Genomic DNA, 22,984 nt, shown 5'->3' with positions numbered 1-22,984 from the left:
TCACATGAACTTTATACCAACCCACTGCCAGTGGGTCAAGCAATTTAATGAGTATTAATGCGGGGTTCAGACATATCTTTAGCCTTAATGGATTCTTTCTCTTCTTTTTTGTACTCCTCATCAGACAGAGGGGCCGGTTTTGCTAGCAGGGCTATGTCTAAAACCTCATCAATCCACTGTACAGGAACTATCTCAAGATCATCTTTTATATTATCAGGTATTTCTTTCAGATCGTGCTTATTCTCATAAGGTATAATTACTTTTTTGATGCCTCCGCGGTGGGCTGCAAGAAGTTTTTCTTTCAATCCTCCGATTTTCAAAACTTCGCCCCTCAAGGTAATTTCTCCGGTCATAGCAACATCAGCTCTCACTGGTATCCCTGTTAGGACCGACACAACAACTGTACACATAGCAATGCCGGCACTTGGGCCGTCTTTTGGGGTGGCACCTTCTGGGACATGAATATGGAGATCCAATTTTTGATGGAAGTCACGATGCACACCCAGTACCTGAGCTCGACTTCTCACCACAGTTAAAGCTGCTTGAATTGATTCCTGCATCACATCGCCCAAAGAACCGGTTTTTATAACTTTTCCGTTACCCGGTATTGCAGAAGACTCTATAGTTAAAAGCTCTCCGCCCACTTGAGTCCAAGCTAGACCTGTAACCTGACCAACTTGGCTTTCTTCTTCAGCGCGGCCAAAATTATATCTTTTTACGCCAAGCAGCTCTTCCAGCCCCTCAGTTGTAATTGAATAGGTTTTTTTTGTTTCTTCACGTACATGTTGGGTTACAACTTTCCTGCAGAGTCTTGCTAATTGTTTTTCAAGGCCACGGACACCAGCTTCTTTAGTGTAATAACGAATAATATCTATCATAGGTTTTTCTTGCAGGCATAATTCTTTTTCCGTCAAACCATTCGCTTTAAGTTGTTTTGGTAAAAGATATTTAAGTGCAATATTTAACTTCTCATCTTCGGTATATCCTGAAATACGAATTATCTCCATTCGATCTAATAATGGAGCAGGAATATCCATTGTGTTGGCGGTACATATAAACATCACCTCGGAAAGATCGTAGTCAACTTCAAGATAGTGATCGTTGAATCTATTATTTTGCTCTGGATCAAGAACTTCCAACATGGCAGAAGAGGGGTCGCCGCGATGATCGGTGCCCATTTTATCTATCTCATCAAGCAAAAAAAGAGGATTTTTCACCTCCACTTTAGATAATTTTTGTATTAATTTTCCAGGCAGTGAGCCTATATATGTACGCCGATGACCTCGAATTTCAGCTTCATCGCGAACACCACCAAGCGACATGCGTGCATACTTTCTACCAGTTGCCTTAGCAATTGACTCACCAAGAGATGTTTTCCCCACGCCGGGAGGGCCAACCAAGCAAAGCACTGGGCCTTTTAGTGTCTTCACGCGCTGTTGCACAGCAAGAAATTCTAAGATGCGTTCTTTCACTTCATCTAACCCGTAATGATCTTCATTAAGGATGTACTCTGCTCGCTTAAGATCGTGTCGAACTTTTGAGCGTTTTCTCCAGGGAACACTTACAAGCCAATCAATGTAACCTCGTAACACTGAAGCTTCAGCTGACATAGGAGACATAGCTTTAAGTTTCTTAAGCTCTGTTTTGGCTTTTGCTAACGCATGCTTTGTCATCCCAGCATTCTTAATTTTTCCAGCTAGTTGAGCTAAATCATCCTCTTCATCCGTATCACCAAGTTCTTTTTGAATAGCTTTCATTTGCTCATTTAAAAAATATTCCTTCTGACTCTTTTCCATTTGTTTTTTGACGCGGGTGCGTATCTTTTGTCCAATATCAAACAACTCGATCTCTGATTCCATTGAAACCAATAAGAGTTCAAATCGATCAATAAGGGCCATCATTTCTAAAATATTTTGTTTTTGCTCAAGAGGAAGAGGAAGATGATTGGCCAAAGAATCAGCCAAGCGACTTGCATCAGTTATAGCGGCAACGATACCCATAGTCTCAGTTGGTATTTTCTTGCTTAGGTTTCCATACTGTTCAAACTTGTCTAATGCCAACCGCATGATCGTCTCCACCTCAAGATCATCAAGCTTTCCAGCTGAAAATATTTCATACTCCGACAAAAGGTATTCATCTATATCTTCAATGGCCTTAATCTTGACCCTCTCAACCCCTTCGATTAAAACTTTCACAGTTCCATCTGGCAACTCAAGTATCTGCAAGATAGTCGCCAGTGTTCCCACACTGTAAAGATCACCTGCACATGGATCATCCTTTGAAGCTGATTTTTGCGTAACTACCAATATTTTTTTTTCTTGAGACATCGATTGATTTAGGGCTGCTATAGACTTCTCTCTACCCACGAATAACGGAATCACTGCATAGGGATAAACCACCACATCACGCAAAGGCAACACAGGTAATTTGTTAAGTACAGATAAATCTTCCATTCGTGAACCTCGTCTTGAGAAATTAAAAAATTAGACCAGTTAAGAGTATTGGGGCGCGTCAGCTAAAAGCAAGCCTGAGTAACAAATATAGTTTACCAATAAAAAAGGACCCACTGGGTCCTTTTTTAGGAAAAAGGGCAACAACTACTCCCCTGCTGCCAGCTTAGGGTCAGATCCCTCATATACCAAGAGAGGGTCAGATTCCCCGCGAACAACTGAAGCATCAATAACCACTTTGCTGACATTTTTTGCGGTCGGTATACTATACATAGTATCCAGTAGGATGCTCTCAATAATGGAGCGGAGACCCCTCGCTCCTGTTTTCCGAGCCAATGCTTTTTGGGCTATCTCTTCCGAAGCATCTCGACGCATGTCCAGCTCAACACCTTCCATTTCAAACATTGCGCTATATTGCTTAAGTAAAGAGTTTTTTGGTTCGGTAAGTATATTGACTAGAGCATCTAGATCTAATTCCTCTAAAGTAGCTATAACAGGAAGCCTCCCAACAAACTCAGGTATTAAACCATAACGCACTAAATCTTCAGGCTCTAGGTCAGCTAACGTCTGCCCTATATTTCTATTATCATCCTTAACCTTAACTGTTGCACTGAAACCAATACCAGTATTATCAGATCGATCCCTGATCACCTTTTCTAAGCCCGAGAAGGCCCCGCCACAAATAAACAGAATATTGGACGTATCAACTTGAATAAACTCCTGCTGGGGGTGTTTTCTTCCGCCCTGAGGTGGGATTGAAGCAACAGTTCCTTCGATCAACTTTAATAAGGCCTGCTGAACACCCTCTCCAGAGACATCGCGAGTAATAGAAGGATTATCCGACTTGCGAGAAATTTTATCAATTTCATCCAGGTATACTATACCTCGTTGAGCCTTATCTATGTCATAATCGCATTTTTGTAGGAGCTTCTGAATAATATTTTCAACGTCTTCGCCAACATAGCCAGCTTCAGTTAACGTCGTCGCATCAGCAATAGCAAAAGGGACATCAAGCAATCTTGCTAGAGTCTCAGCCAGAAGAGTTTTTCCACTTCCGGTAGGTCCCACTAACAATATATTACTTTTGCCGAGCTCAACATCAGAAGCTGAGGGAGACCCGCTACGCTGCAAGCGCTTATAATGATTATAAACAGCGACAGCTAATATTTTTTTTGCTTTGTCTTGACCAATGACATACTGATTCAGTATTTCTTTGATTTCAATAGGTTTTGGAAGGCTAGCAGGGCCATCCGGCCCAGCTTCAATCTCTTGAATTTCTTCCAAAATAATATCATTGCAGAGCTCAACGCATTCATCGCAAATAAAAACCAATGGGCCTGCTATCAGCTTACGCACTTCATGCTGGCTCTTATTGCAAAAAGAGCAATGAAGCAATTTATTTTCATCGCCACCATTATTTGTTGTCTCGTCTTTCATGGGCCCTTGTCTCCTAGTTAGAATATGAGGATCAAGAAAAATTTATAGCAATATCATTTATAAAGTACTAATTTTTTAATGGAATCAAAGGCTTTTTGGGCGCTTATCTAATACCTGATCTACCAAACCATAGGCCTTCGATTCTTCAGCGTTCATAAAATTATCACGTTCCGTATCTAACTCAATTTTTTCTATTGCTTGCCCTGTATGCTCAGCAAGACATTGATTAAGCCTATCTCTTATTTTTAATATTTCTTGGGCATGAATATGGATATCAGAAGCCTGCCCGTGAGCGCCTCCACTCGGCTGATGAATCATATTACGGGAGTTAGGAAGACAAAATCGTTTACCTGGGGCACCCGCTGCCAGCAAAAAAGCACCCATACTAGCGGCTTGTCCAATACACATAGTGCTGACATCTGGGCTAATAAACTGCATAGTGTCGTAAATAGACATTCCAGCAGTAACTGAGCCACCGGGAGAATTTATGTACAAATGAATATCTTTTTCTGGATTCTCCGATTCAAGGAACAGCAGCTGAGCAACTACAAGATTTGCCATATAATCTTCGACAGGGCCAACTAAAAATATAACCCTTTCTTTCAGTAAGCGCGAATAAATGTCATAAGAGCGCTCACCACGAGCAGTTTGCTCTACAACAATGGGCACCAGACCACCTGCATTTTTTATATTTAAGTCTGTTAAAGAAGAATCAAATTTCATATCTATCTCGCTTAAATCAATTATATTTCAACGTATTGTAACCGATAATTAATTTTTAGTTGCGACCTGGTCGGGGTCAGGCGCTATTGCTTTCTGGTAATCTTGCGGCTCATCTAAAACTTTTGCCTGCGATAAAACAAAATCAACCACTTGATCTTGCAAAACATTCGCCTCAATACTCTTAAGAAGCTCTGGGCTATTGTAGTGATATTTCATCACCTCTTCTGGCTGATCGTAAGACGCTGCTATATCCTGAATTCGGCTTTTTACTGCAGCTCCATCCACATCCATTTTATTAGATTGCACAATCTCATTCACTACTAAGCCAACAATAGCTCTACGCTTTGCTTGCTCTTCAAACATTTCATCAGGTAGCAGTGAGGGGTCAAAAGTATTTTCACCGCCATCACCTCCAAGATTTTTCGCCATTTGTTGTTTTAGGCTAGTAATCTCAGTTGCAATTCTTGTCAAAGGAACTTCAATGTCGCTATGCAGAGTGAACAACTCATGCATCACACGACTTTTGACTTTTCCCTCGAGGGCATTCTTAAGGTCACGTTGCATATTTTGTAGTACCGCAGAACGAAATACTGGCTCACCGCCAGCCTTCAGACCAAAAAGAGTAAAAAACTCATCATTCATCTCTGGCAATAACGGTTCTTTTAATACATTTAATTTAATTTTAAATTCTACTGATGCGCCACGAAGTTCTTCGGCTTGATAGTTTTCAGGGAAAGTTACAGGGATAGTCTTTTCATCCCCCACAGACATCCCGATTACGCCTTCTTCAAATCCAGCAACTGCAGTACCACCACCTATCTCTAGAGGATAATTTTCAGCAGAACCACCATCAAATTCTTTGCCATTTTTGAGCCCTACATAGTCGATGGTCGCCTCGTCATCTGCAACTGCAGCACGATCCACCTCTGACCATGTTGCATGCTGTTTACGTAATCCTTTAATCATTACATCAACATCGGAATCTTTTACCTCAGCCAACGGTTTGGCAATTTTTATCGTTGTCAAATCCGCCAAATCAAAATCTGGCAAAACTTCAAAAGTAGCAATAAATTCTAGATCCATACCTGGCTTGTCGATCTTTGGTTCTATAGCTGGAGCACTAGCTGGAGTAAGATTTTCTTGAGTCACCGCATCATAAAAGCAAGTTCTAACAGTTTCGCTAACAACCTCCTGGCGAATGCCTTGGCCATAATGTTGATTTACTACATTTAAAGGCACTCTACCCGCCCGAAAACCATCTATTCGAACAGTTTTAGCGGCTTTTTCAAGACGCTCTTTTACCTCATTTCCGATGCGTTCAGCTGGAACCACAATGGTCATTTTTCGCTCAAGACTAGAAATTGTTTCAACGGAAACCTGCATGATGCCCCTCAAATATAAATTGTTTCAAAACTATTAAATGGTGCGGACGGAGAGACTCGAACTCTCACACCTTGCGGCACTGGAACCTAAATCCAGCGTGTCTACCAATTCCACCACGTCCGCTAAATATCGAAATTTATAAAACCCAAGAAGGGATATTATCCCCTACAAACAAAGGGGGGGATTTTGCCACAGAGATATCGACCAATCAACAAAAAGAGATGAAAGTAACCGAAAAGAAAGGGTGTCATTTTCGATATATAGAAGAAGTTGGGGGGCAATACTGATCTGATATTAAACATTTTTAAGCTACCTTAGTCTTTCAAAAACTGTAGCTACTCCTTGCCCCATGCCAACACACATTGTCGCGAGGCCAAACGTAGCATCTTTTTGTTGAAGAATATTTAGCAACGTTCCAGAAATTCGAGCTCCAGATGCACCAAGCGGGTGACCTAGGGCAATAGCCCCGCCATTAATATTAACCTTTTGCTCGAAAACATCCAGCAAATCGAGATCCTTCAGTACAGGCAATGATTGTGCGGCAAACGCTTCGTTTAATTCAATGTAATCAATATCGCTAATCGTGAGGCCAGCCTTTTTTAACGCAAGCAGCGATGCAGGGACTGGAGCATAACCCATGACAGACGGATCAACACCCGCAATCGCCAATGAAACTATCTTTGCTACAGGTTTGAGTTCTAGTGATTTAGCCCTTTCTCCCGACATAACAAGCATAACTGCAGCACCATCAGTAATCTGTGAAGAAGTTCCGGCTGTAACAGTTCCGTTGACTGGATCAAATGCTGGCCGCAATCCAGATAAAATCTCAACCGTTGTCTCGGGCCTAATGGTCTCATCCTCTCTCATGAGATAAAGGCCCCCATTATTATTATGGCCTTTTATAGGGATGATTTCGTTTTTAAATAAGCCCTCATGTCGAGCTTGGGATGCCATTCTATGAGAACGCGCGCCAAATTCATCTTGCTGTTGCCGACTCACATCATGAATTCTTGCTAGGTAATCTGCTGTTACGCCCATCATGCCAGAAGCTTTTGCAACACCAAGAGATAAAGCTGGATTGGGATCTACACCAGACGTCATTGGCAGGTGGCCAAGGTGTTCAACCCCTCCCACTAAAAAAATATCACCCAAATCAGACATAATGTTTGCAGCAGCCATATGTAAAGCTGACATAGAGGAACCACAAAGTCGATTAACAGTAATTGCTGGGACTTCATGAGGAATCCGGGTGCGGAGGGCTGTCATTCTAGCAACATTAAAGCCCTGTTCTTTTTTTTGCATCACACAACCCCATATAACATCGTCAATCTCATTAGGGGCAACAGATGGATTGCGCTCAAGAAAACTTTCTATAAGGTCTGCGCCAATTTCATCAGCTCGACGATTGCGAAACGAACCGTCTTTTGACCTAGCCATAGGGGTCCGGGCAACATCAACTATCACAACATCTCTTGACTTAAAATTCACAACTTATTGTCCTCTGCTTGACCGAATATCGTCGAAAAAATTAATAACAAATAAATAGCTATCTGTCGTAGTATTTTTCTCCTTTTGTAGCCATTTCGCGCATCCTTAAAGTAGGCTCGTACAGTTTCCCTAAATGTTTAAACCTATCCGCCAATTGACAAAATACATCAAGACCGATCTCATCCATCCATCTAAATAAACCACCACGAAAGGCTGGAAATCCAAGACCGTAGATCACAGCCATATCTCCTTCTGATGGCGATCCTACAACACCCTCCTCCAAGCAAAGAGCAATCTCAACACACATAGGAACCATAAACCGAGTCAAAATAGAGTCATCACTAAATTCAATGGAGTTGACATCAGAACCATTAATACAAGTTTTTAGAAGCTCGTAGGTTTTACTATCTGCTATTTTTCTAGGCTTCCCTCGGACATCGTTTTCATACAAATAGTAGCCTTTTCCATTTTTTTGACCAAGACGATCATTTTCAAACAACAAACGAGTTGGCGATACATCATATATTTCTTTCATTCGGTCTGGGTACCCGTCCAAAATGGACGGAAAACAATGTACAGCTGTGTCAAGGCCAACAACATCAATTAGGTAGGCTGGGCCCATAGGCCAACCCCAGGACTCTATAGCTTTGTCTATTTGCTGAAAATCAGCACCATCAACCAGCATCATATCAAATCCAAAAACAGCAGGAAAAAGCACTCTATTAACCAAAAATCCTGGGCAGTCATTTACCACAATGGGCTTTTTTCCTAATGCAATCGTATGAGCCACCGCCAGTCCAATCGTTTCTTCAGAGGTTCTTGTTCCTCGGATAATCTCCACTAAGGGCATAGCATGGACTGGGTTAAAAAAGTGCATTCCACAAAACTGATCGGGGCGCCTCAGGTGGCTAGCCAAATAATCAATAGAAATTGTCGAAGTATTGGAAACCAATATTGCCTCAGCCGGAATTTTTTCTTCCATATCAGTTAATACAATAGATTTTATTTTGGCATTTTCAACTACAGCCTCAATAACAATTGAGGTATTTTCGGCACCCTGGTAAGCGAGTGACGGAATAATTCTAGAGAGAGCACCACCAGCACTTAATGCAGACATTTGACCCCTATCAACTCTTTTAGCCAGTAATTTATTGGCCTCATTCATACCCAGTGCTAATGAGTCACTATCTATATCTTTCATTAAAACAGGGAATCCCTTGAGAGCGTTCTGATAAGCAATTCCTCCACCCATAATACCGGCACCCAAGACTGTGACGTGCTCAACTAATTTGGAGGCTTTTTTCGCATATTTTTTAGCTACAGAATTAACGTATTGATCACTGGTGAATATGCCTACCAAGGATCGGCACTCTGCCGTTAAAGATAATTTACTAAAAGCCTGAAATTCTACCTCTAAAGCGGCATCTCGCTTCAATTTTGCTGCCTTAGATAAGACATCCAAGGCTACGATTGGCGCAGGATAACTGGCTCCAACCTTGGTAAGGATAACAGCACGAGAAGTATTTATAGCCATGGCTAGTTCATTATCATTAAGCTGCAAAGGCATTTTTTTTTGCTTGCGACGTTTTTTGTAATCAAGGCAGCCGTTTGCTGCAGCAGTCAACATTCTCAAAGCCTCTTCTCTCAACAGTTCAGGCTCAACTATTGCATCTACAGCGCCGTCTTCTAAAGCTTGCGCTGGTTTCTTGTGGCTACCTAAGGCAATCCACTCTATGGCATTATCAAATCCTATTAATCGAGGCAAGCGGACAGTTCCGCCCCAGCCTGGAATAATTCCAAGTTTTGTTTCCGGCAAACCTACAGAAGCCCTGCTCGACATCACACGAAAGTCGCAAGCAAGGCATAACTCAAAACCACCGCCTAGAGCGAAGCCATTAATTAAAGCGATCGTCGGATATGGTAAAGATTCAATTTTATTAAATGCATTGTTCGCCTTATCAAGAAAGGTTTTCAGATCTATCATATTACCTTTAAATACAGCGCTAAACTCAGTAATATCAGCCCCTGCAATAAAAACACTCTTGGTGCTAGTAAAAATAAGTCCTTTTGCATCAGGCTGATCGTTTAGGGCCAATAGCGCATCAAGAAGTTCATCTAACGCTGCTTGATTAAAAATATTCACAGATCTATTTATTGCATCAAAGCTCAATTCTAGAAAGCCGCTATCAAGCTGCTGTAGTTTTAAAAAATCACCTCGAAAAATATCCTTCTGCAACATGAATACCCCTTAGGAATAAAAAGCTATTTAAAAAAATATTCCATAAATGATTAACATATAGATAGAATACTGGAGTATATAATATAGACCTCTGTTTAATTTTTTTATCTTTTTCCCAATCAATCTAACCTTAAAGATGTAAGGGAATAAACGATTAATGCCTCCAATTTTATCGCCATCCATATTTTTAGTGGTTGTGGCTGCCATAAAAATTCGAGAAAAAAGTTCATTTATCCAGTCAACCAAAAAGAAACTTACTGGTCTTTTGACGTCCAGGAATAATACGATTCTATTGGTATCTGTTTTATTTTCAGCATAATGGATAAAGGTTTCGTCAAACATGACTGCCTCTCCGTCTTTCCAATAATATTTCTTACCATCTACAAAAATGAAGCAGTCTTCAGAATTTGGGGTTATCAATCCTAGGTGGTACCTAAAGGAGCCCGCATAAGGATCACGATGCTTGACCAATCTGGCCCCCGGAGGAAGCATAGCAAACATCGCACCTTTTATACTTGGGATAGAATTAATCAAATCTACAGTCTTTGGACAGAGCTTATTCGCTGAATAAAGAGAGGCGCCGTACCATTTTAAATAAAAGCGCTTCCATCCAGTTTTGAAAAATGAATTAAAACCTAAGTCATCTTTTTCTTTTGAAGACTTTATCTGAGTATCATCATTAAGCCTAACAGCCTCGTCTCTTATGACTTTCCAGTTATCTTTAAGTACTTTTAATTCAGGAAAATGGCCAACATCAATATATACGGATTTCTTTATCGTAGAAAAACCATAGAACAAACAATTTATCGGCCCAAAGATATTAGAATGATCACTTATTTTACGGATCAGCTTATTATGCTGAACGTCGCCTCTATTTTGCACATAAAATGCACAAATAATAAAAATAAAAAGTACTGTTAATCCCATATCAAAGTCCAAAAAAATGACCTAAGGTTCAATTTGAATCAAGACGTATAGTTTTATTTGATACTCTTGCGTTGCCATCATCAAAGTAAAGCATTTTCTTCGTGAAAAAATCCGCCTGTTGACCCCTCAGCTAAGCGATGGTCTAACAACCAAAACAACAAGAGTAAACATCAATATTAATGTAAAAAGGGTGCAAAAAGAAATTTAGTTGAAAATATAAGGAGTTTTAAATCAAATGGGGTGGCTGACGGGGCTCGAACCCGCGACCACCGGAATCACAATCCGGGGCTCTACCAACTGAGCTACAGCCACCACTGCTTGAATTGCTCGTGCTGGATGGCGCGCCCTGCAGGATTCGAACCTGCGACCTACGGCTTAGAAGGCCGTTGCTCTATCCAGCTGAGCTAAGGGCGCTCAACAACTTATCCAAAATAATGGTCGGGGATGAGGGATTCGAACCCCCGACATCCTGCTCCCAAAGCAGGCGCGCTACCAGACTGCGCTAATCCCCGTCGTCACTTTTACCCTCGAATCGAGAGGTAGGCATGATACTGACGACAGACGATCTAGTCAATTAAAAGCAATAGGTATTCTCTTCACAGAGACCGCTTGAAATGAGAAGATGGTTGCCTATCAAGACCTGTTCGTTCTTTTGATTTAGGAGTCTTTAATTTTATGAAAACCCAAATACTTGATGGGAAAGCTATCGCTTTAAAAACTGAAGCAGAGCTACATGAGAGGGTTGCTCGCATCAAAGATGCAGGTAATGGTAGGACGCCCATGCTTGCAACTGTTCTTGTAGGTAGCGACCCTGCTTCTGCCACGTATGTTCGCATGAAGCAAAATGCATGCAAACGAGTGGGCATGGATTCCATCGCGGTAGAATTGCCTGAAACTACAACTACAGAAGAACTCTTAACTAAGATCAAAGAATTAAATGCTAACTCTCTATGCCAAGGAATCCTTCTTCAGCATCCCGTGCCTCCTCAAATTGAGGAAAGAGTTTGCTTTGATAGCATTGCATTGAATAAAGACGTTGATGGAGTCACCTGTCTCGGCTTCGGGCGCATGGCAATGGGCGAAGAGGCTTATGGGTCAGCTACCCCTCAAGGTATAATGCGCCTTTTAAGCGCCTACAAGATTCCTGTTGAAGGAAAGCATGCTGTTATCGTTGGTCGTAGCCCTATTCTTGGTAAACCAATGGCAATGATGATGCTTAATCAAAACGCCACTATCACCGTCTGTCATTCGCGCACCAAAAATTTGCCTGATATTATTAAAAATGCTGATATTGTTGTCGGTGCCGTAGGGAGGCCTGAATTCATAAAGGCAAGCTGGATTAAAGATGGCGCAGTAGTTATCGATGCCGGCTACCACCCAGGCGGCATTGGTGATATCGAGCTCACTCCACTTTATGATCGTGTCTCTGCAATAACTCCAGTACCTGGTGGGGTGGGGCCAATGACAATTAACACGCTTATTTTTCAAGCTGTAGATGCCGCGGAAAAAAATAGTGTAAAAATTTAAGATTGACGGAAGATACGTATATTTTGCGCTACTAAAAGATTACCTATCCTCTTCTCCAAGAGGTGCCCTCACGAGAGTCTTCTAGCACAATACCTTGAGCAAGCAACTTCTCTCTTATGCGGTCAGCATCTAAAAAATCATGATTTTTCTTTGCCGTTATTCTTTCCGAAATCAGGGCCTCTATCTCGCTAGAGCTAATACTGTCAAGCGCATCCACAATAGTTCCACCTTGCATAAATACTTCTGGATTAGAATCTAAAATTCCAAATATATCTCCAAGAGTCTTCAGCTCGCCCACTAGTAAGCACGCCTCAGCTTTATCTGTTACAGCGAGAGTATTAATCTGACGAATCATGTCGTACATGACAGCCAAAGCCTCCCGTGTATTAAAGTCATCATTCATAGCTAAGATAAAGCACTTATAATATTTTCGGTTTTTGAGGTCGTTGAGCGGCAAGGACTGGACATCAGGAAACTGTCTAAGAGTCATATAGAATCTTTCTAATCCTGTTTTCGCTTCGATTAGGCTCTTTTCAGAATAATTTATAGGGCTACGATAATGGCTAGAAAGCAGAAAATAACGAATTATTTCTGGGTGATATTTTTTCAGCACCTCCTTAATAGTAAAAAAGTTTCCAAGCGATTTGGACATTTTTTCATCATCAACCCTTACAGCACCAGCATGCATCCAATAGTTTACGTATTTTTCTCCAGTTGCAGCTTCACTTTGAGCTATTTCATTCTCATGATGAGGAAACGGCAAATCTGGCCCTCCCCCATGAATATCAAAAGTAGCTCCAAGGCAACAAGTTGACATAGCAGAGCACTCAATGTGCCATCCAGGTCTTCCTGAGCCCCAAGGAGAATTCCAGCTAACCTCTTCAGTCTTTGCGCTTTTCCATAAAGCAAAATCACGCTGATCTTCCTTGCTTAAATTCATATCAATGCGTGCATCTATCAGCAAGTCTTCAGGGTTGCGCTTACTTAATTTACCGTAGTCAGAAAAACTGCTTACCCGATAATAAACATCGCCGTTTTCTGCAGCATAGGCATGATTTTTATCAATCAACACCCCAACCATAGCAATAATTTCATCAATATACGCGGTAGCCCTTGGCTCCATGTCTGGGGGCAAAATTCCCAATAATCTTTCATCTTCATGCATAGCGTCTATCATACGCTCAGTCAGAACTGAGTAGAGCTCAGCATTTTCATCTGCCCTATTTAAAATCTTATCGTCAATATCCGTGATATTCCGAACATAATTGAGATTCCAGCCCTGTGACCGTAAATACCTAGCAATTACATCAAATGCTACCAGTACCCTTGCATGTCCAATATGACACAAGTCATAAACGGTTACCCCGCAGACATACATATTGATATTGCCCTGAATTATCGGTCTGAAAACTTCTTTCTGGCGAGTCAAGGTGTTGTATATATGTAGCGTCATAATTTGATCAATTTAATGCCTAAAAAAAGAAAATAATTTTGTGAAATACTCTAATGTTAAGACAAAATATCCGTCCAACTAGATCGAAGCGCGATGGTCTGGTTAAATACAATTTTTTTCGAATCTCCGCTATGACTATCTTTACAGAAGTAGCCTTCCCTCTCAAACTGATAGGGTACACCTATCTCAACATCGGCTAAACTGCGTTCCGCCTTGCAGTTAGTCAGTATCTTCAGTGATTCTTTCTCGATCATCTCAAGAAAATCCTTATCACCTGAATCAGGCAAGGGATCGCTAAACAAACGATCATATAGGTAAACATCGCAATCAACACAATTTGTAGCGGACACCCAGTGAACCACCCCTTTAGGTTTAATACCATCAATAGGATCTTTTCCTAGCGTCTCAGAGACCAAAGTCGCATTGACTTGAATAACATCTCCTGTCTCATTTTTTAAGTAGTCGTCGGCCTCAATTACATAGCAATGACGCAATCTAACGCGCCTACCGGGAGAAAGTTTTTTATTAAGTTTTTTGCTGTATTCTTCCTTAAAGTCATTTGCATCAATGTAAATTTCTCGGGTAAAAGGAAGATTGCGATCGCCTAACTGCAACTCATGGTGACAAGGGGCCGGTAGTTGCTCTAAATGCCCCTCGGGGAGATTAGTAATGACTACTTTTAAAGGATGCAGAACTGCCATGGCACGAGGAGCATTCTTATTTAACTCATCACGAATAAAAAATTCAAACTGAGAGAGATCTACTAACCCGTCAGTTTTTGCTACTGCAAGACTATCGCAAAAATTACGAACGGCCACTGCTGGTACGCCACGACGACGCAACCCTGAAATTGTTGGTAAACGAGGATCGTCCCAGCCATCCACATAGTTCCCATCTACTAGCTGCTTAAGTTTTCTTTTGCTGGTCACACTGTAATTAAGATTCAATCTTCCAAATTCAAATTGACGCGGCTTAGAAGGCACAGGGAGGCTATTAATAAACCAATCATAAAGAGGCCTATTAGATGTAAACTCTAATGTACATACTGAATGACTAATACCTTCAATGGCATCTTCCAGGCAATGCGCAAAATCATATGCTGGATAAATATTCCATTTATCACCTGCGCGATGGTGCGGCATTTTCTTAATCCGATACATGACCGGATCACGGAGACTGATATTTGGTGAGGCCATATCAATCTTTGCCCTCAATGTCATGGATCCTTCTGCAACATCCCCATCTTTCATTTTTTCAAGAAGCTCTAAACTTTCTTCAACGGAACTTTCTCGAAATGGGCTATTTGTTCCCGGGGCAGTCAGAGTACCTCGATTTTTTCGCATTTCTTCGCTGCTTAATTGACAAACATAGGCTTTCTTTTCACAAACTAGATGTTGAGCCCAAGCATAAAATTGATCGAAGTAATCAGAAGCATAACGAACCTCTCCATGCCATTGAAATCCGAGCCATTGAACATCCTTAATAATAGCTTGAACGTATTCTTCGCTTTCTTTCTCTGGATTTGTATCATCAAACCGAAGATGGCAATTGCCACCAAACTGTTGCGCTAGACCAAAATTCAAACAAATAGACTTGGCGTGACCAATATGAAGATACCCATTAGGCTCTGGGGGAAACCTGGTGACAATCTTAGTGATAGCGCCCGTTCCTAGGTCGCCACTTATTGCCTGCTGAATAAAATTGAGTGGTTTATTATCGTCTGCCATACTGACGGCCCCAGTGAGGCTCTTCTCCATAATTAAGAGTAGGGTTAAAAAGAGCAACCATTATAGCCTCCAGAGTCTTGCGTATAAACCATTGACGTTAGAGTTTTGTAAGTTTCCATCCATCTAAAATTTTCAGAATAAGAAAACGGGCTATGATTAAATCAAATACACGCGCTATTCTCTATCTGCAGCTATGTCTTGTGTCTTTTTTGCTGGGAGACACCTTATTAAAAATGTTATTTAACAGTATTCCTACAGGTCAGTTAGTGTGGTTCAGAACACTAGCATCTATCCTAGCGCTACTAATCTTTATAGTCAGCACCGGGCGAATGCACTTACTCAGAACCTCTAACCCAGCCCAGCACGTATTCAGAAGTCTTTTTTTTGGATTAATTAGTGTTGGCTATTACCTATCAGTTAAATATTTCCCCCTTAGTGCCGTTGCGGCAGCTCTAGCAGGGGCGCCTATTTTAATTGCCGCTATATCACCATTTATTCTTGGAGAAAAAGCAAACAAAATACAATGGATAGCGACGATTTCCGGCTTTATTGGCGTTTGCTTTGTTCTTAGATTAGATGCTGAAGGCTTCAGCTGGGTTTACATATCACTACTTAGTCTTCCTTTTTCATACGCAGTGCTCATTCTGTGGGGTCGAAAATTATCGAAAACTGATTCAGATTGGGCCATTAATTTCTACCAATTTATACCTCTATTAATTGCTGCTAGTTTTTGGGAACAAGACCAATGGATCCCTATAAGTTCATTGCAATTAGCCGGCATGCTAGTATCTGGAACAGCTGGAGCCATTGGCTTCATGCTCTTAATAGCTGCATTTAGAATCGCCAAACCAGTCGTCATCGCTCCTTTTGAATACAGCTATATCTTGATGGCTTTAGCGGTAGATGTTTTATTTTGGCATCTAATCCCTGACACGCTTATATGTATTGGAATTACTTTGATTGTGCTTTGCGGTATAATACAAGGCTGGCAATCCAACATAGACAATACGGACAATACGGACAATACGGACAATACGGACAATACGGACAATACGGACAATACGGACAATACGGACAATACGGACAGTTAAAAATTCTAAACAGGATAAGTTTTTATAGGTCATAGAAGGTTTAATTCTATAAAAAAAAATGTAGAATGCCGCCCTAAAAATTATTTAACACAGGATTACTTACCATATGATTACCCTCCACACCAACTTTGGCGACATAACCATTGAACTGAACTTTGATAAAGCCCCGCTATCCGCAGCAAATTTTCTCCAATACTGTCGAGATGATTTTTATACCAACACTATCTTCCATCGTGTAATCGATGGCTTTATGGTCCAAGGTGGTGGCTTTAATGAAGAAATGAAACAAAAAGAAGGCCGAGACCCTATTCAAAACGAAGCGGACAATGGTCTCGTGAATGATATTGGAACTTTAGCGATGGCAAGAACCAATGATCCACATTCTGCAAGCTCTCAATTCTTCATTAATGTTGGCAGCAACGGTTTCTTAAACCACTCAGGGAAAAATTCCCAAGGTTGGGGTTATGCTGTATTTGGAAAAGTGACTGACGGTATGGATGTTGTGAACAAAATAAAATCTGTACCGACTGGCAATAAAGGGCCTCACGGGGATGTTCCTGTTGATACCGTATCCATAGAAAAAATTACCATAAGTGATGTCTACAGCGGCAAATAACCAACTATGTAAGACTGCCAGAGGCAATAATCTTTGGCAGTCTACTTAACTAACCATATTCAGATAATTAGGTTAAATGTCTACATTACTTATTTCTGATTTACACCTATCACCTCAATGTCCGGCAGTAAGCGAGGCATTTTTTGGTTTTTTAAAAAATGAAGCCGTACACTCTAATGCGCTCTATATTCTGGGAGATTTATTTGAAACTTGGATTGGCGATGATGATCCAGAACCTTTCTCTCGCCAAGTAATTTTAGCACTAAAAACAGTATCGGATAGCGGGGTATCTGTCTATTTCATGCAAGGCAATCGAGATTTTTTAATTGGTAAAAAATTCTCACATGACACCGGCTGCACTCTTCTTGATGATTACCATACATGCGAGCTTGAAGGCAAAAAAGTATTACTGCTTCATGGTGACACTCTCTGCACTCGCGACAAGCAATATCAGCGATACAGGCGTATAGCTAGGAGTCGTTTATTGCGCTGGGTGTTGATGCATCTACCCCTAAAAGTAAGACAGCGCATAGCGGCAAAATGGCGATCTCAAAGTATGGAGTCTAACAGCAACAAATCAGAAAATATCATGGATGTTTCGCCGCAAGAGGTTGAGCAAACCATGAAAAAATATTGTATTGATACAATAATACATGGGCATACACATAGGCCGAATCGACATAAGCATCTACATGGAGAAAGATTGGTCTTGGGTGACTGGGGTCAAAATGGGTGGTTTATACGCATTAAAGACAAGGGAGCAATCGATCTAGTATCTTTCAAAATAAAATAAATAGGCAGCTGTATTTATAGAGCTAATCTGAATTAATGATCTCATCAACTAAAGAAGGACCTCTGTAAATCAACCCAGTGTATATTTGGACAAGATCTGCACCACAGTCTAGTTTTCCTTGGAAATCACTAACACTCATAACACCCCCAGAAGCTATTATAGGGAAATTCTTTCCAGTTAGAGATCTTAAGGTAACTAAGACTTTAGATGATAGTTCTAATAAAGGTTTTCCGCTTATACCGCCCTTGCCAGAGAGGTGGTCATGAACATTTGAAGTATTGGTGCAGATTATTCCATCTATATTCTTTTCCAAAATGATTTCTACAAGCAACTTAAGATGAGAGCTATCTATGTTGGGAGATATTTTTAGAAATAAAGGAACATACTCATGCTCTTTCGACAACTCAATCTGTTTTAATTTTAAACTGGATATCAAATCAGAAAAGTACTCTTTATTGAAAAGATCTCTGAGGCCTTCAGTGTTTGGAGAAGAGATATTGATTGCTATATAGTCAGCATAAGGAAAGACTTTTTCCAAACATATCAAGTAGTCATCTTTTGCCTTTTCTAGAGGTGTATCAGAATTCTTGCCTATGCTAATCCCAAGAGGGATAGAAGATTTTCTTTTTGAAACATTTTCTACTAAATAATCAACTCCTTTATTATTAAAACCTAGACTATTTATCAAGGCTTCTTGAGAGCTGACCCTAAACAACCTTGGCTTTGGATTTCCCTTTTGAGGTCTTGGAGTGACAGTCCCTATCTCCAGAAAACCAAACCCCAAAGATGCCAAAGGATCAATATAGTCTCCATTCTTATCCAGCCCGGCCGCCAAACCTAGCTTATTAGCAAAAGTTATACCTTTTAAGGATGTTTTATTTAGAGTGCTTCTCTTTGGAATCTTAAACCCTACTAAATGCAGTAACTTTAGGGACCATAAACCTAAATCATGAGCAATTTCCTCTGGAAATAATCTCATCATTGAAGTGCAGAAAGTTAAAAAAAATAGTATTAGTTTCGTAAACATAAAATCATTATATGTTCGCTGTCATTAGAATAATAAGAAAAGTATTAAAAATAGTTTCTTTTTTATTAAAAAATAGAGCTAAAGGTACAAGCTTATGCATTTCAACTTGGGCTCAATGGGTATCCAGAATGAAAATAAAATGTATCGTCTGATGATTCAATTAATAATTGCTCCTGCTCACGAATAATTAAAACACGATCATCAAAAGATCTATCTGGAATGCTCTTCGCCAATGTCAGATAATCTTGGAAATGCCGCCCTTCCGATTTGAGCAAAGATAAATAAAATGTTTTTAGCTCATCGTCAAGAAATGGAGCCAGTTTCGCAAACCTCTCACAAGATCTAGCCTCAATGAATGCTCCCACTATAAGCGAGTCCATTAACCTCGCAGGTTCATGTGTTCTAATTTTTTTCCTTAATGCTGAAGCATACCTGGAAGCATCAATATTGTAATACTCTATGCCTCGAGCCTTCATAATAGTAATTACCTGTTCAAAGTGGCGCATTTCCTCACGAACCAAGCGAGACATTTTACTGATTAGCTCGTAGTTGTCGACGTAACGGTATATCAAATTGAGGGCTGAACTCGCTGCTTTTTTTTCACAATTAGCGTGATCAATTAATAAAATTTCTTGATTATTTAGTGCTTTTGACACCCAGCTTTCTGAGGTTTCGCATGCTAAAAAACCTATGACTTCTTTTGTATATTCAGGCATCACCAGACTTCATCCTCATTAAAATATTTTACTCAATCAAGATATAGCTGCTATTTGAGCTTAAGCGGCTATCTTATAGTAATCACTATCTTACCATTATGCCTTCAAGTAATTCGCGCACAAAAGACGTGCTGATGACAAAAATATAAACCCTTGGTTATCATCAAAAAATATAACTTTTACATGAAATTAATAATTCACCACTCCCCTTTAATAACTAATTTATAGTAGAATAATGCCCCGATACAAAAAGTGTCCAACAGAATTAAAGGGTTAGCTGCAAAAAAATTATCGGCCGCTAAAAACAGAAACATAATAAAATTGAGCTGGCTAAGCATCCATGTGAGACGAGGATTTAGATTGTGTTAGAAACATACCGTCAGCAAGTAATTGAACGCTCTACCGAAGGAGTTTCACCAAAGCTACTTTCCCCAGAATGGACAGCAGATCTAGTAGGGTTAATCAAAAACTCTCTTGCTGGGGAAGATTCGTTCTTGCTGGGCCTCATAGCAAACCGTGTTCCTCCTGGTGTAGATGAAGCAACTTACTGTGAGAAATTTGAATGAGCTTATATTTAGAGTATATGGATGAAATCGCCACCCGTAAAAAGGATCTAGGATTAAATCCAAAACCAATTGACAGCGCTGATTTGCTGGCAGAGATAATTGCCCAAATCAAAGATACCGGGAATGAGCGGCGTGAAGATTCCCTGAAGTTCTTTATTTATAATACGCTACCAGGCACAACCAGGGCTGCTGGCGTGAAAGCACAATTTCTGAAAGAAATCATTCTGGGTGAATCTGTCGTTGCAGAGATCACAGCAGAATTTGCCTTCGAACTGCTCTCGCACATGAAAGGCGGCCCCTCTATTGAAGTTCTGCTCAATCTTGCTCTGTCTGACGATGCAGTCGTTTCCAAACCAGCCGCTGACGTTCTGAAAACTCAGGTATTTTTGTACGAAGCCGATATCGATCGTCTGACCGCCGCTTTTAAAGCCGGCAATGCCATCGCTAAAGAGATCCTAGAGAGTTACGCACAAGCCGAGTTCTTTACCAAACTGCCTGAAATTGACGAGACCATTGAAATCGTCACTTATATTGCCGGTGAAGGCGACATCTCCACTGATTTGTTGTCTCCAGGTAATCAAGCGCACTCACGTGCCGACCGTGAATTGCATGGCCAGTGTATGGTGACCCCAAAAGCCCAACAGGAAATCGTTGGGTTGCAGAAAAAATACCCGAACGCCAAAGTGATGCTAATCGCTGAGAAAGGCACCATGGGAGTCGGCTCTTCACGTATGTCTGGCGTCAACAACGTTGCCCTGTGGGCCGGTAAGCAAGCTAGCCCATACGTGCCGTTCATCAACATCGCTCCAGTTGTTGCCGGTACCAACGGTATCTCTCCAATCTTTTTGACCACCGTTGACGTTACCGGTGGTATCGGTCTCGACCTGAAAAACTGGGTTAAAAAAGTAGACGTCAAAGGCAACACCGTTTTTAACGATAATGGTGATGCTGTGCTGGAAGAGGCTTACTCAGTGGCTACCGGTACTGTGCTTACCATCAACACCAAAGAGCACAAGCTCTACAACGGCGACATAGAGCTTGCAGACGTTTCTTCTGCGTTCACACCGCAAAAGATTGAATTCATGAAGGCTGGCGGTTCTTATGCTGTTGTCTTCGGTAAGAAGCTACAGACCATTGCAGCTGATGTTTTAGGGGTTAAACCCGCTCTGGTTTACGCGCCATCGAAAGAAATTTCTATTGAGGCTCAAGGCCTGACTGCTGTTGAGAAGATTTTCAACAGGAACGCTCTGGGCGTAGCTTCCAATACCCCGCTGCACGCCGGTTCTGACGTTCGCGTTAAAGTGAACATCGTCGGCTCCCAAGACACTACTGGTCCTATGACTTGTCAGGAACTGGAAGCCATGGCTGCTTCTGTGATATCGCCAAGTGTTGACGGTGCTTATCAGTCTGGCTGTCACACCGCATCTGTTTGGGACAGCAAGGCAAAAGCCAACATTCCTAAGCTGATGTCGTTCATGAATAATTTCGGTCTGATCACCGCGCGCGATCCTAAGAACGCTTACCACGCTATGACCGACGTAATCCACAAGGTGTTGAACGACATCACCGTGGACGACCGTGCCATCATCATCGGTGGTGACTCACACACCCGTATGTCTAAGGGCGTTGCTTTCGGCGCAGATTCGGGCACTGTAGCTGTCGCACTAGCTACCGGTGAATCAGCTATGCCGATTCCTGAGTCTGTGAAGGTTACCTTCAAGGGTGACATGAAGAGCCACATGGACTTCCGCGATGTAGTGCACGCCACTCAGGCGCAGATGCTCAAGCAGTTCAATGGCGAGAACGTGTTCCAGGGTCGTATCATCGAAGTACAGATCGGCACCCTACTAGCCGATCAAGCTTTCACTTTCACCGACTGGACTGCAGAGATGAAGGCGAAAGCCTCTATCTGTATCTCTAATGATGAAACCCTGGTCAAGTCGCTGGAACTGGCTAAGAGTCGCATCCAGATCATGATCGACAAGGGCATGGAAAACCATGTGGATATGCTGCAAGGCCTTATCGGTCTGGCTGACAAGCGTATCGCTGAAATCCAGTCGGGAGAGAACCCTGCTCTGGCTCCAGATAACAATGCTAAGTACTTCGCAGAAGTGGTGGTTGATCTGGACCAAATCGACGAGCCAATGATTGCTGACCCGGACGTAAACAACGAAGACCCCTCTAAGCGCTATACCCACGATACTATTCGTCCAGTGTCTTACTACGGCGGCAACAAAACCATTGACCTGGGCTTTGTCGGTTCTTGCATGGTGCACAAAGGCGACATGCAGATCATCGCTCAGATGTTACGCAACCTTGAAACTCAAGGCGAGATCAATTTCAAAGTACCGCTGATTATTGCGCCACCCACTTACAACATCGTTGATGAGTTGAAGGCCGAAGGCGACTGGGAACTGCTACAGAAATACGCCGGTTTCGAATTTGACGATGTCGATCCTAAAGGCGCCGCTCGTACGCAGTACCAGAACATTATGTACTTAGAGCGCCCGGGTTGTAACCTGTGCATGGGTAACCAAGAGAAGGCTGCTAAAGGCGATACGGTACTGGCTACCTCTACTCGCCTGTTCCAGGGCCGTGTGGTTGAAGATACTAACGAGAAGAAAGGTGAGTCACTGCTAGCCTCTACGCCAATGGTTGTACTGTCTAGCATATTGGGCCGTATCCCAACCATCGAAGAGTATAAAGCCGCCGTTGAGGGCCTTAACCTGACCGACTTCGTGCCACCTTCGGCAGACCTGAGTGTTGAGCCACAAGCTATGCCGGTGAGGCTTATCGGCTAGCTTCTGATTTTTAACTGGCT

Annotated in this window: 17 protein-coding genes and 4 tRNA genes; 6 read left to right on the top strand and 15 right to left on the bottom strand. The window is 41.6% G+C overall.

The genetic code is table 11. The features are described from left to right. Positions 1-44: 44 nt before the first annotated feature. From lon to ABXT41_RS02585, 11 genes are all read right to left on the bottom strand, one after another. Positions 45-2,453: an endopeptidase La gene (gene lon, locus ABXT41_RS02635; protein ID WP_415391279.1), complete on the bottom strand. Its 2,409-nt coding sequence runs from the start codon at positions 2,451-2,453 to the stop codon at positions 45-47. Positions 2,454-2,597: 144 nt separating this feature from the next. Continuing rightward, positions 2,598-3,887 (bottom strand): ATP-dependent Clp protease ATP-binding subunit ClpX, encoded by a 1,290-nt coding sequence (clpX, locus tag ABXT41_RS02630; RefSeq protein ID WP_415391278.1) that lies wholly within the window; start codon positions 3,885-3,887, stop codon positions 2,598-2,600. A gap of 84 nt (positions 3,888-3,971) precedes the next feature. Beyond that, positions 3,972-4,610: an ATP-dependent Clp endopeptidase proteolytic subunit ClpP gene (clpP, locus tag ABXT41_RS02625; protein ID WP_415391277.1), complete on the bottom strand. Its 639-nt coding sequence runs from the start codon at positions 4,608-4,610 to the stop codon at positions 3,972-3,974. Positions 4,611-4,658: 48 nt separating this feature from the next. Then, complete coding sequence (tig, locus tag ABXT41_RS02620; protein ID WP_415391276.1) at positions 4,659-5,993, bottom strand: trigger factor; 1,335 nt, start codon at positions 5,991-5,993, stop codon at positions 4,659-4,661. 38 nt (positions 5,994-6,031) lie between these two features. Continuing rightward, positions 6,032-6,116: transfer RNA gene (locus ABXT41_RS02615), tRNA-Leu, on the bottom strand. Between the two features lie 186 nt (positions 6,117-6,302). Next, entirely contained in the window at positions 6,303-7,481 is a 1,179-nt protein-coding gene (fadA, locus tag ABXT41_RS02610; RefSeq protein WP_415391275.1) for an acetyl-CoA C-acyltransferase FadA, read from the bottom strand. A gap of 58 nt (positions 7,482-7,539) precedes the next feature. Then, positions 7,540-9,720 carry a fatty acid oxidation complex subunit alpha FadB gene (gene fadB, locus ABXT41_RS02605; RefSeq protein WP_415391274.1) on the bottom strand — a complete coding sequence of 727 codons (2,181 nt, stop codon included), beginning with the start codon at positions 9,718-9,720 and terminating at the stop codon, positions 7,540-7,542. Between the two features lie 27 nt (positions 9,721-9,747). Further along, positions 9,748-10,647 carry an aspartyl/asparaginyl beta-hydroxylase domain-containing protein gene (locus ABXT41_RS02600; protein WP_415391273.1) on the bottom strand — a complete coding sequence of 300 codons (900 nt, stop codon included), beginning with the start codon at positions 10,645-10,647 and terminating at the stop codon, positions 9,748-9,750. Between the two features lie 236 nt (positions 10,648-10,883). Beyond that, positions 10,884-10,959: transfer RNA gene (locus ABXT41_RS02595), tRNA-His, on the bottom strand. A gap of 25 nt (positions 10,960-10,984) precedes the next feature. After that, positions 10,985-11,061: transfer RNA gene (locus tag ABXT41_RS02590), tRNA-Arg, on the bottom strand. Between the two features lie 21 nt (positions 11,062-11,082). Next, positions 11,083-11,159 (bottom strand) — tRNA-Pro (locus tag ABXT41_RS02585). 163 nt (positions 11,160-11,322) lie between these two features. Between ABXT41_RS02585 and folD the strand changes: the two genes are divergently transcribed. Beyond that, on the top strand, positions 11,323-12,174 hold the full coding sequence (gene folD / locus ABXT41_RS02580; protein WP_415391272.1) for a bifunctional methylenetetrahydrofolate dehydrogenase/methenyltetrahydrofolate cyclohydrolase FolD: 852 nt from the start codon (positions 11,323-11,325) through the stop codon (positions 12,172-12,174). Between the two features lie 43 nt (positions 12,175-12,217). Here folD and cysS read toward each other — a convergent pair whose 3' ends face one another. After that, on the bottom strand, positions 12,218-13,627 hold the full coding sequence (gene cysS / locus ABXT41_RS02575) for a cysteine--tRNA ligase (protein WP_415391271.1): 1,410 nt from the start codon (positions 13,625-13,627) through the stop codon (positions 12,218-12,220). 56 nt (positions 13,628-13,683) lie between these two features. Then, a complete protein-coding gene (locus ABXT41_RS02570; protein WP_415391270.1) occupies positions 13,684-15,354 on the bottom strand; it encodes a glutamine--tRNA ligase/YqeY domain fusion protein in 1,671 nt (556 codons plus the stop codon). A gap of 152 nt (positions 15,355-15,506) precedes the next feature. Here ABXT41_RS02570 and ABXT41_RS02565 point away from each other — a divergent pair, with 152 nt between their 5' ends. The 3 genes from ABXT41_RS02565 (at position 15,507) to ABXT41_RS02555 (ending at position 17,854) form a co-directional block, all read left to right on the top strand. Then, a complete protein-coding gene (locus tag ABXT41_RS02565; RefSeq protein ID WP_415391269.1) occupies positions 15,507-16,445 on the top strand; it encodes a DMT family transporter in 939 nt (312 codons plus the stop codon). A gap of 106 nt (positions 16,446-16,551) precedes the next feature. Then, positions 16,552-17,061, top strand: a complete 510-nt coding sequence (locus ABXT41_RS02560) for a peptidylprolyl isomerase (protein WP_415391268.1) — start codon at positions 16,552-16,554, stop codon at positions 17,059-17,061. Positions 17,062-17,137: 76 nt separating this feature from the next. Beyond that, positions 17,138-17,854 (top strand): UDP-2,3-diacylglucosamine diphosphatase, encoded by a 717-nt coding sequence (locus tag ABXT41_RS02555; RefSeq protein ID WP_415391267.1) that lies wholly within the window; start codon positions 17,138-17,140, stop codon positions 17,852-17,854. Between the two features lie 22 nt (positions 17,855-17,876). Here the strand turns inward: ABXT41_RS02555 and ABXT41_RS02550 are convergent, their stop codons facing one another. Together ABXT41_RS02550 and ABXT41_RS02545 are read right to left on the bottom strand one after the other, a co-directional pair. Further along, positions 17,877-18,836: a quinone-dependent dihydroorotate dehydrogenase gene (locus ABXT41_RS02550; protein ID WP_415391266.1), complete on the bottom strand. Its 960-nt coding sequence runs from the start codon at positions 18,834-18,836 to the stop codon at positions 17,877-17,879. A gap of 146 nt (positions 18,837-18,982) precedes the next feature. After that, the gene (locus ABXT41_RS02545) at positions 18,983-19,597 is read right to left on the bottom strand and encodes a tRNA-(ms[2]io[6]A)-hydroxylase (protein ID WP_415391265.1); all 615 of its coding nucleotides are present in this window, start codon (positions 19,595-19,597) and stop codon (positions 18,983-18,985) included. Positions 19,598-19,959: 362 nt separating this feature from the next. Between ABXT41_RS02545 and ABXT41_RS02540 the strand changes: the two genes are divergently transcribed. After that, positions 19,960-20,163, top strand: coding sequence for a hypothetical protein (locus tag ABXT41_RS02540; RefSeq protein ID WP_415391264.1), 204 nt, complete (start codon positions 19,960-19,962; stop codon positions 20,161-20,163). Further along, the gene (locus tag ABXT41_RS02535) at positions 20,160-22,964 is read left to right on the top strand and encodes a bifunctional aconitate hydratase 2/2-methylisocitrate dehydratase (RefSeq protein WP_415391263.1); all 2,805 of its coding nucleotides are present in this window, start codon (positions 20,160-20,162) and stop codon (positions 22,962-22,964) included. Before ABXT41_RS02540 ends, ABXT41_RS02535 begins: the two co-directional genes overlap by 4 nt. Positions 22,965-22,984 lie beyond the last annotated feature (20 nt).

It is taken from the genome of Porticoccus sp. Uisw_050_02 (genome assembly GCF_047729555.1).
In the GTDB taxonomy this organism is placed as follows: Bacteria; Pseudomonadota; Gammaproteobacteria; order Pseudomonadales; family Porticoccaceae; genus Porticoccus.
Note: the sequence above shows the minus strand (reverse complement) of the source record. Positions and strands in the feature narration are given on the sequence as shown.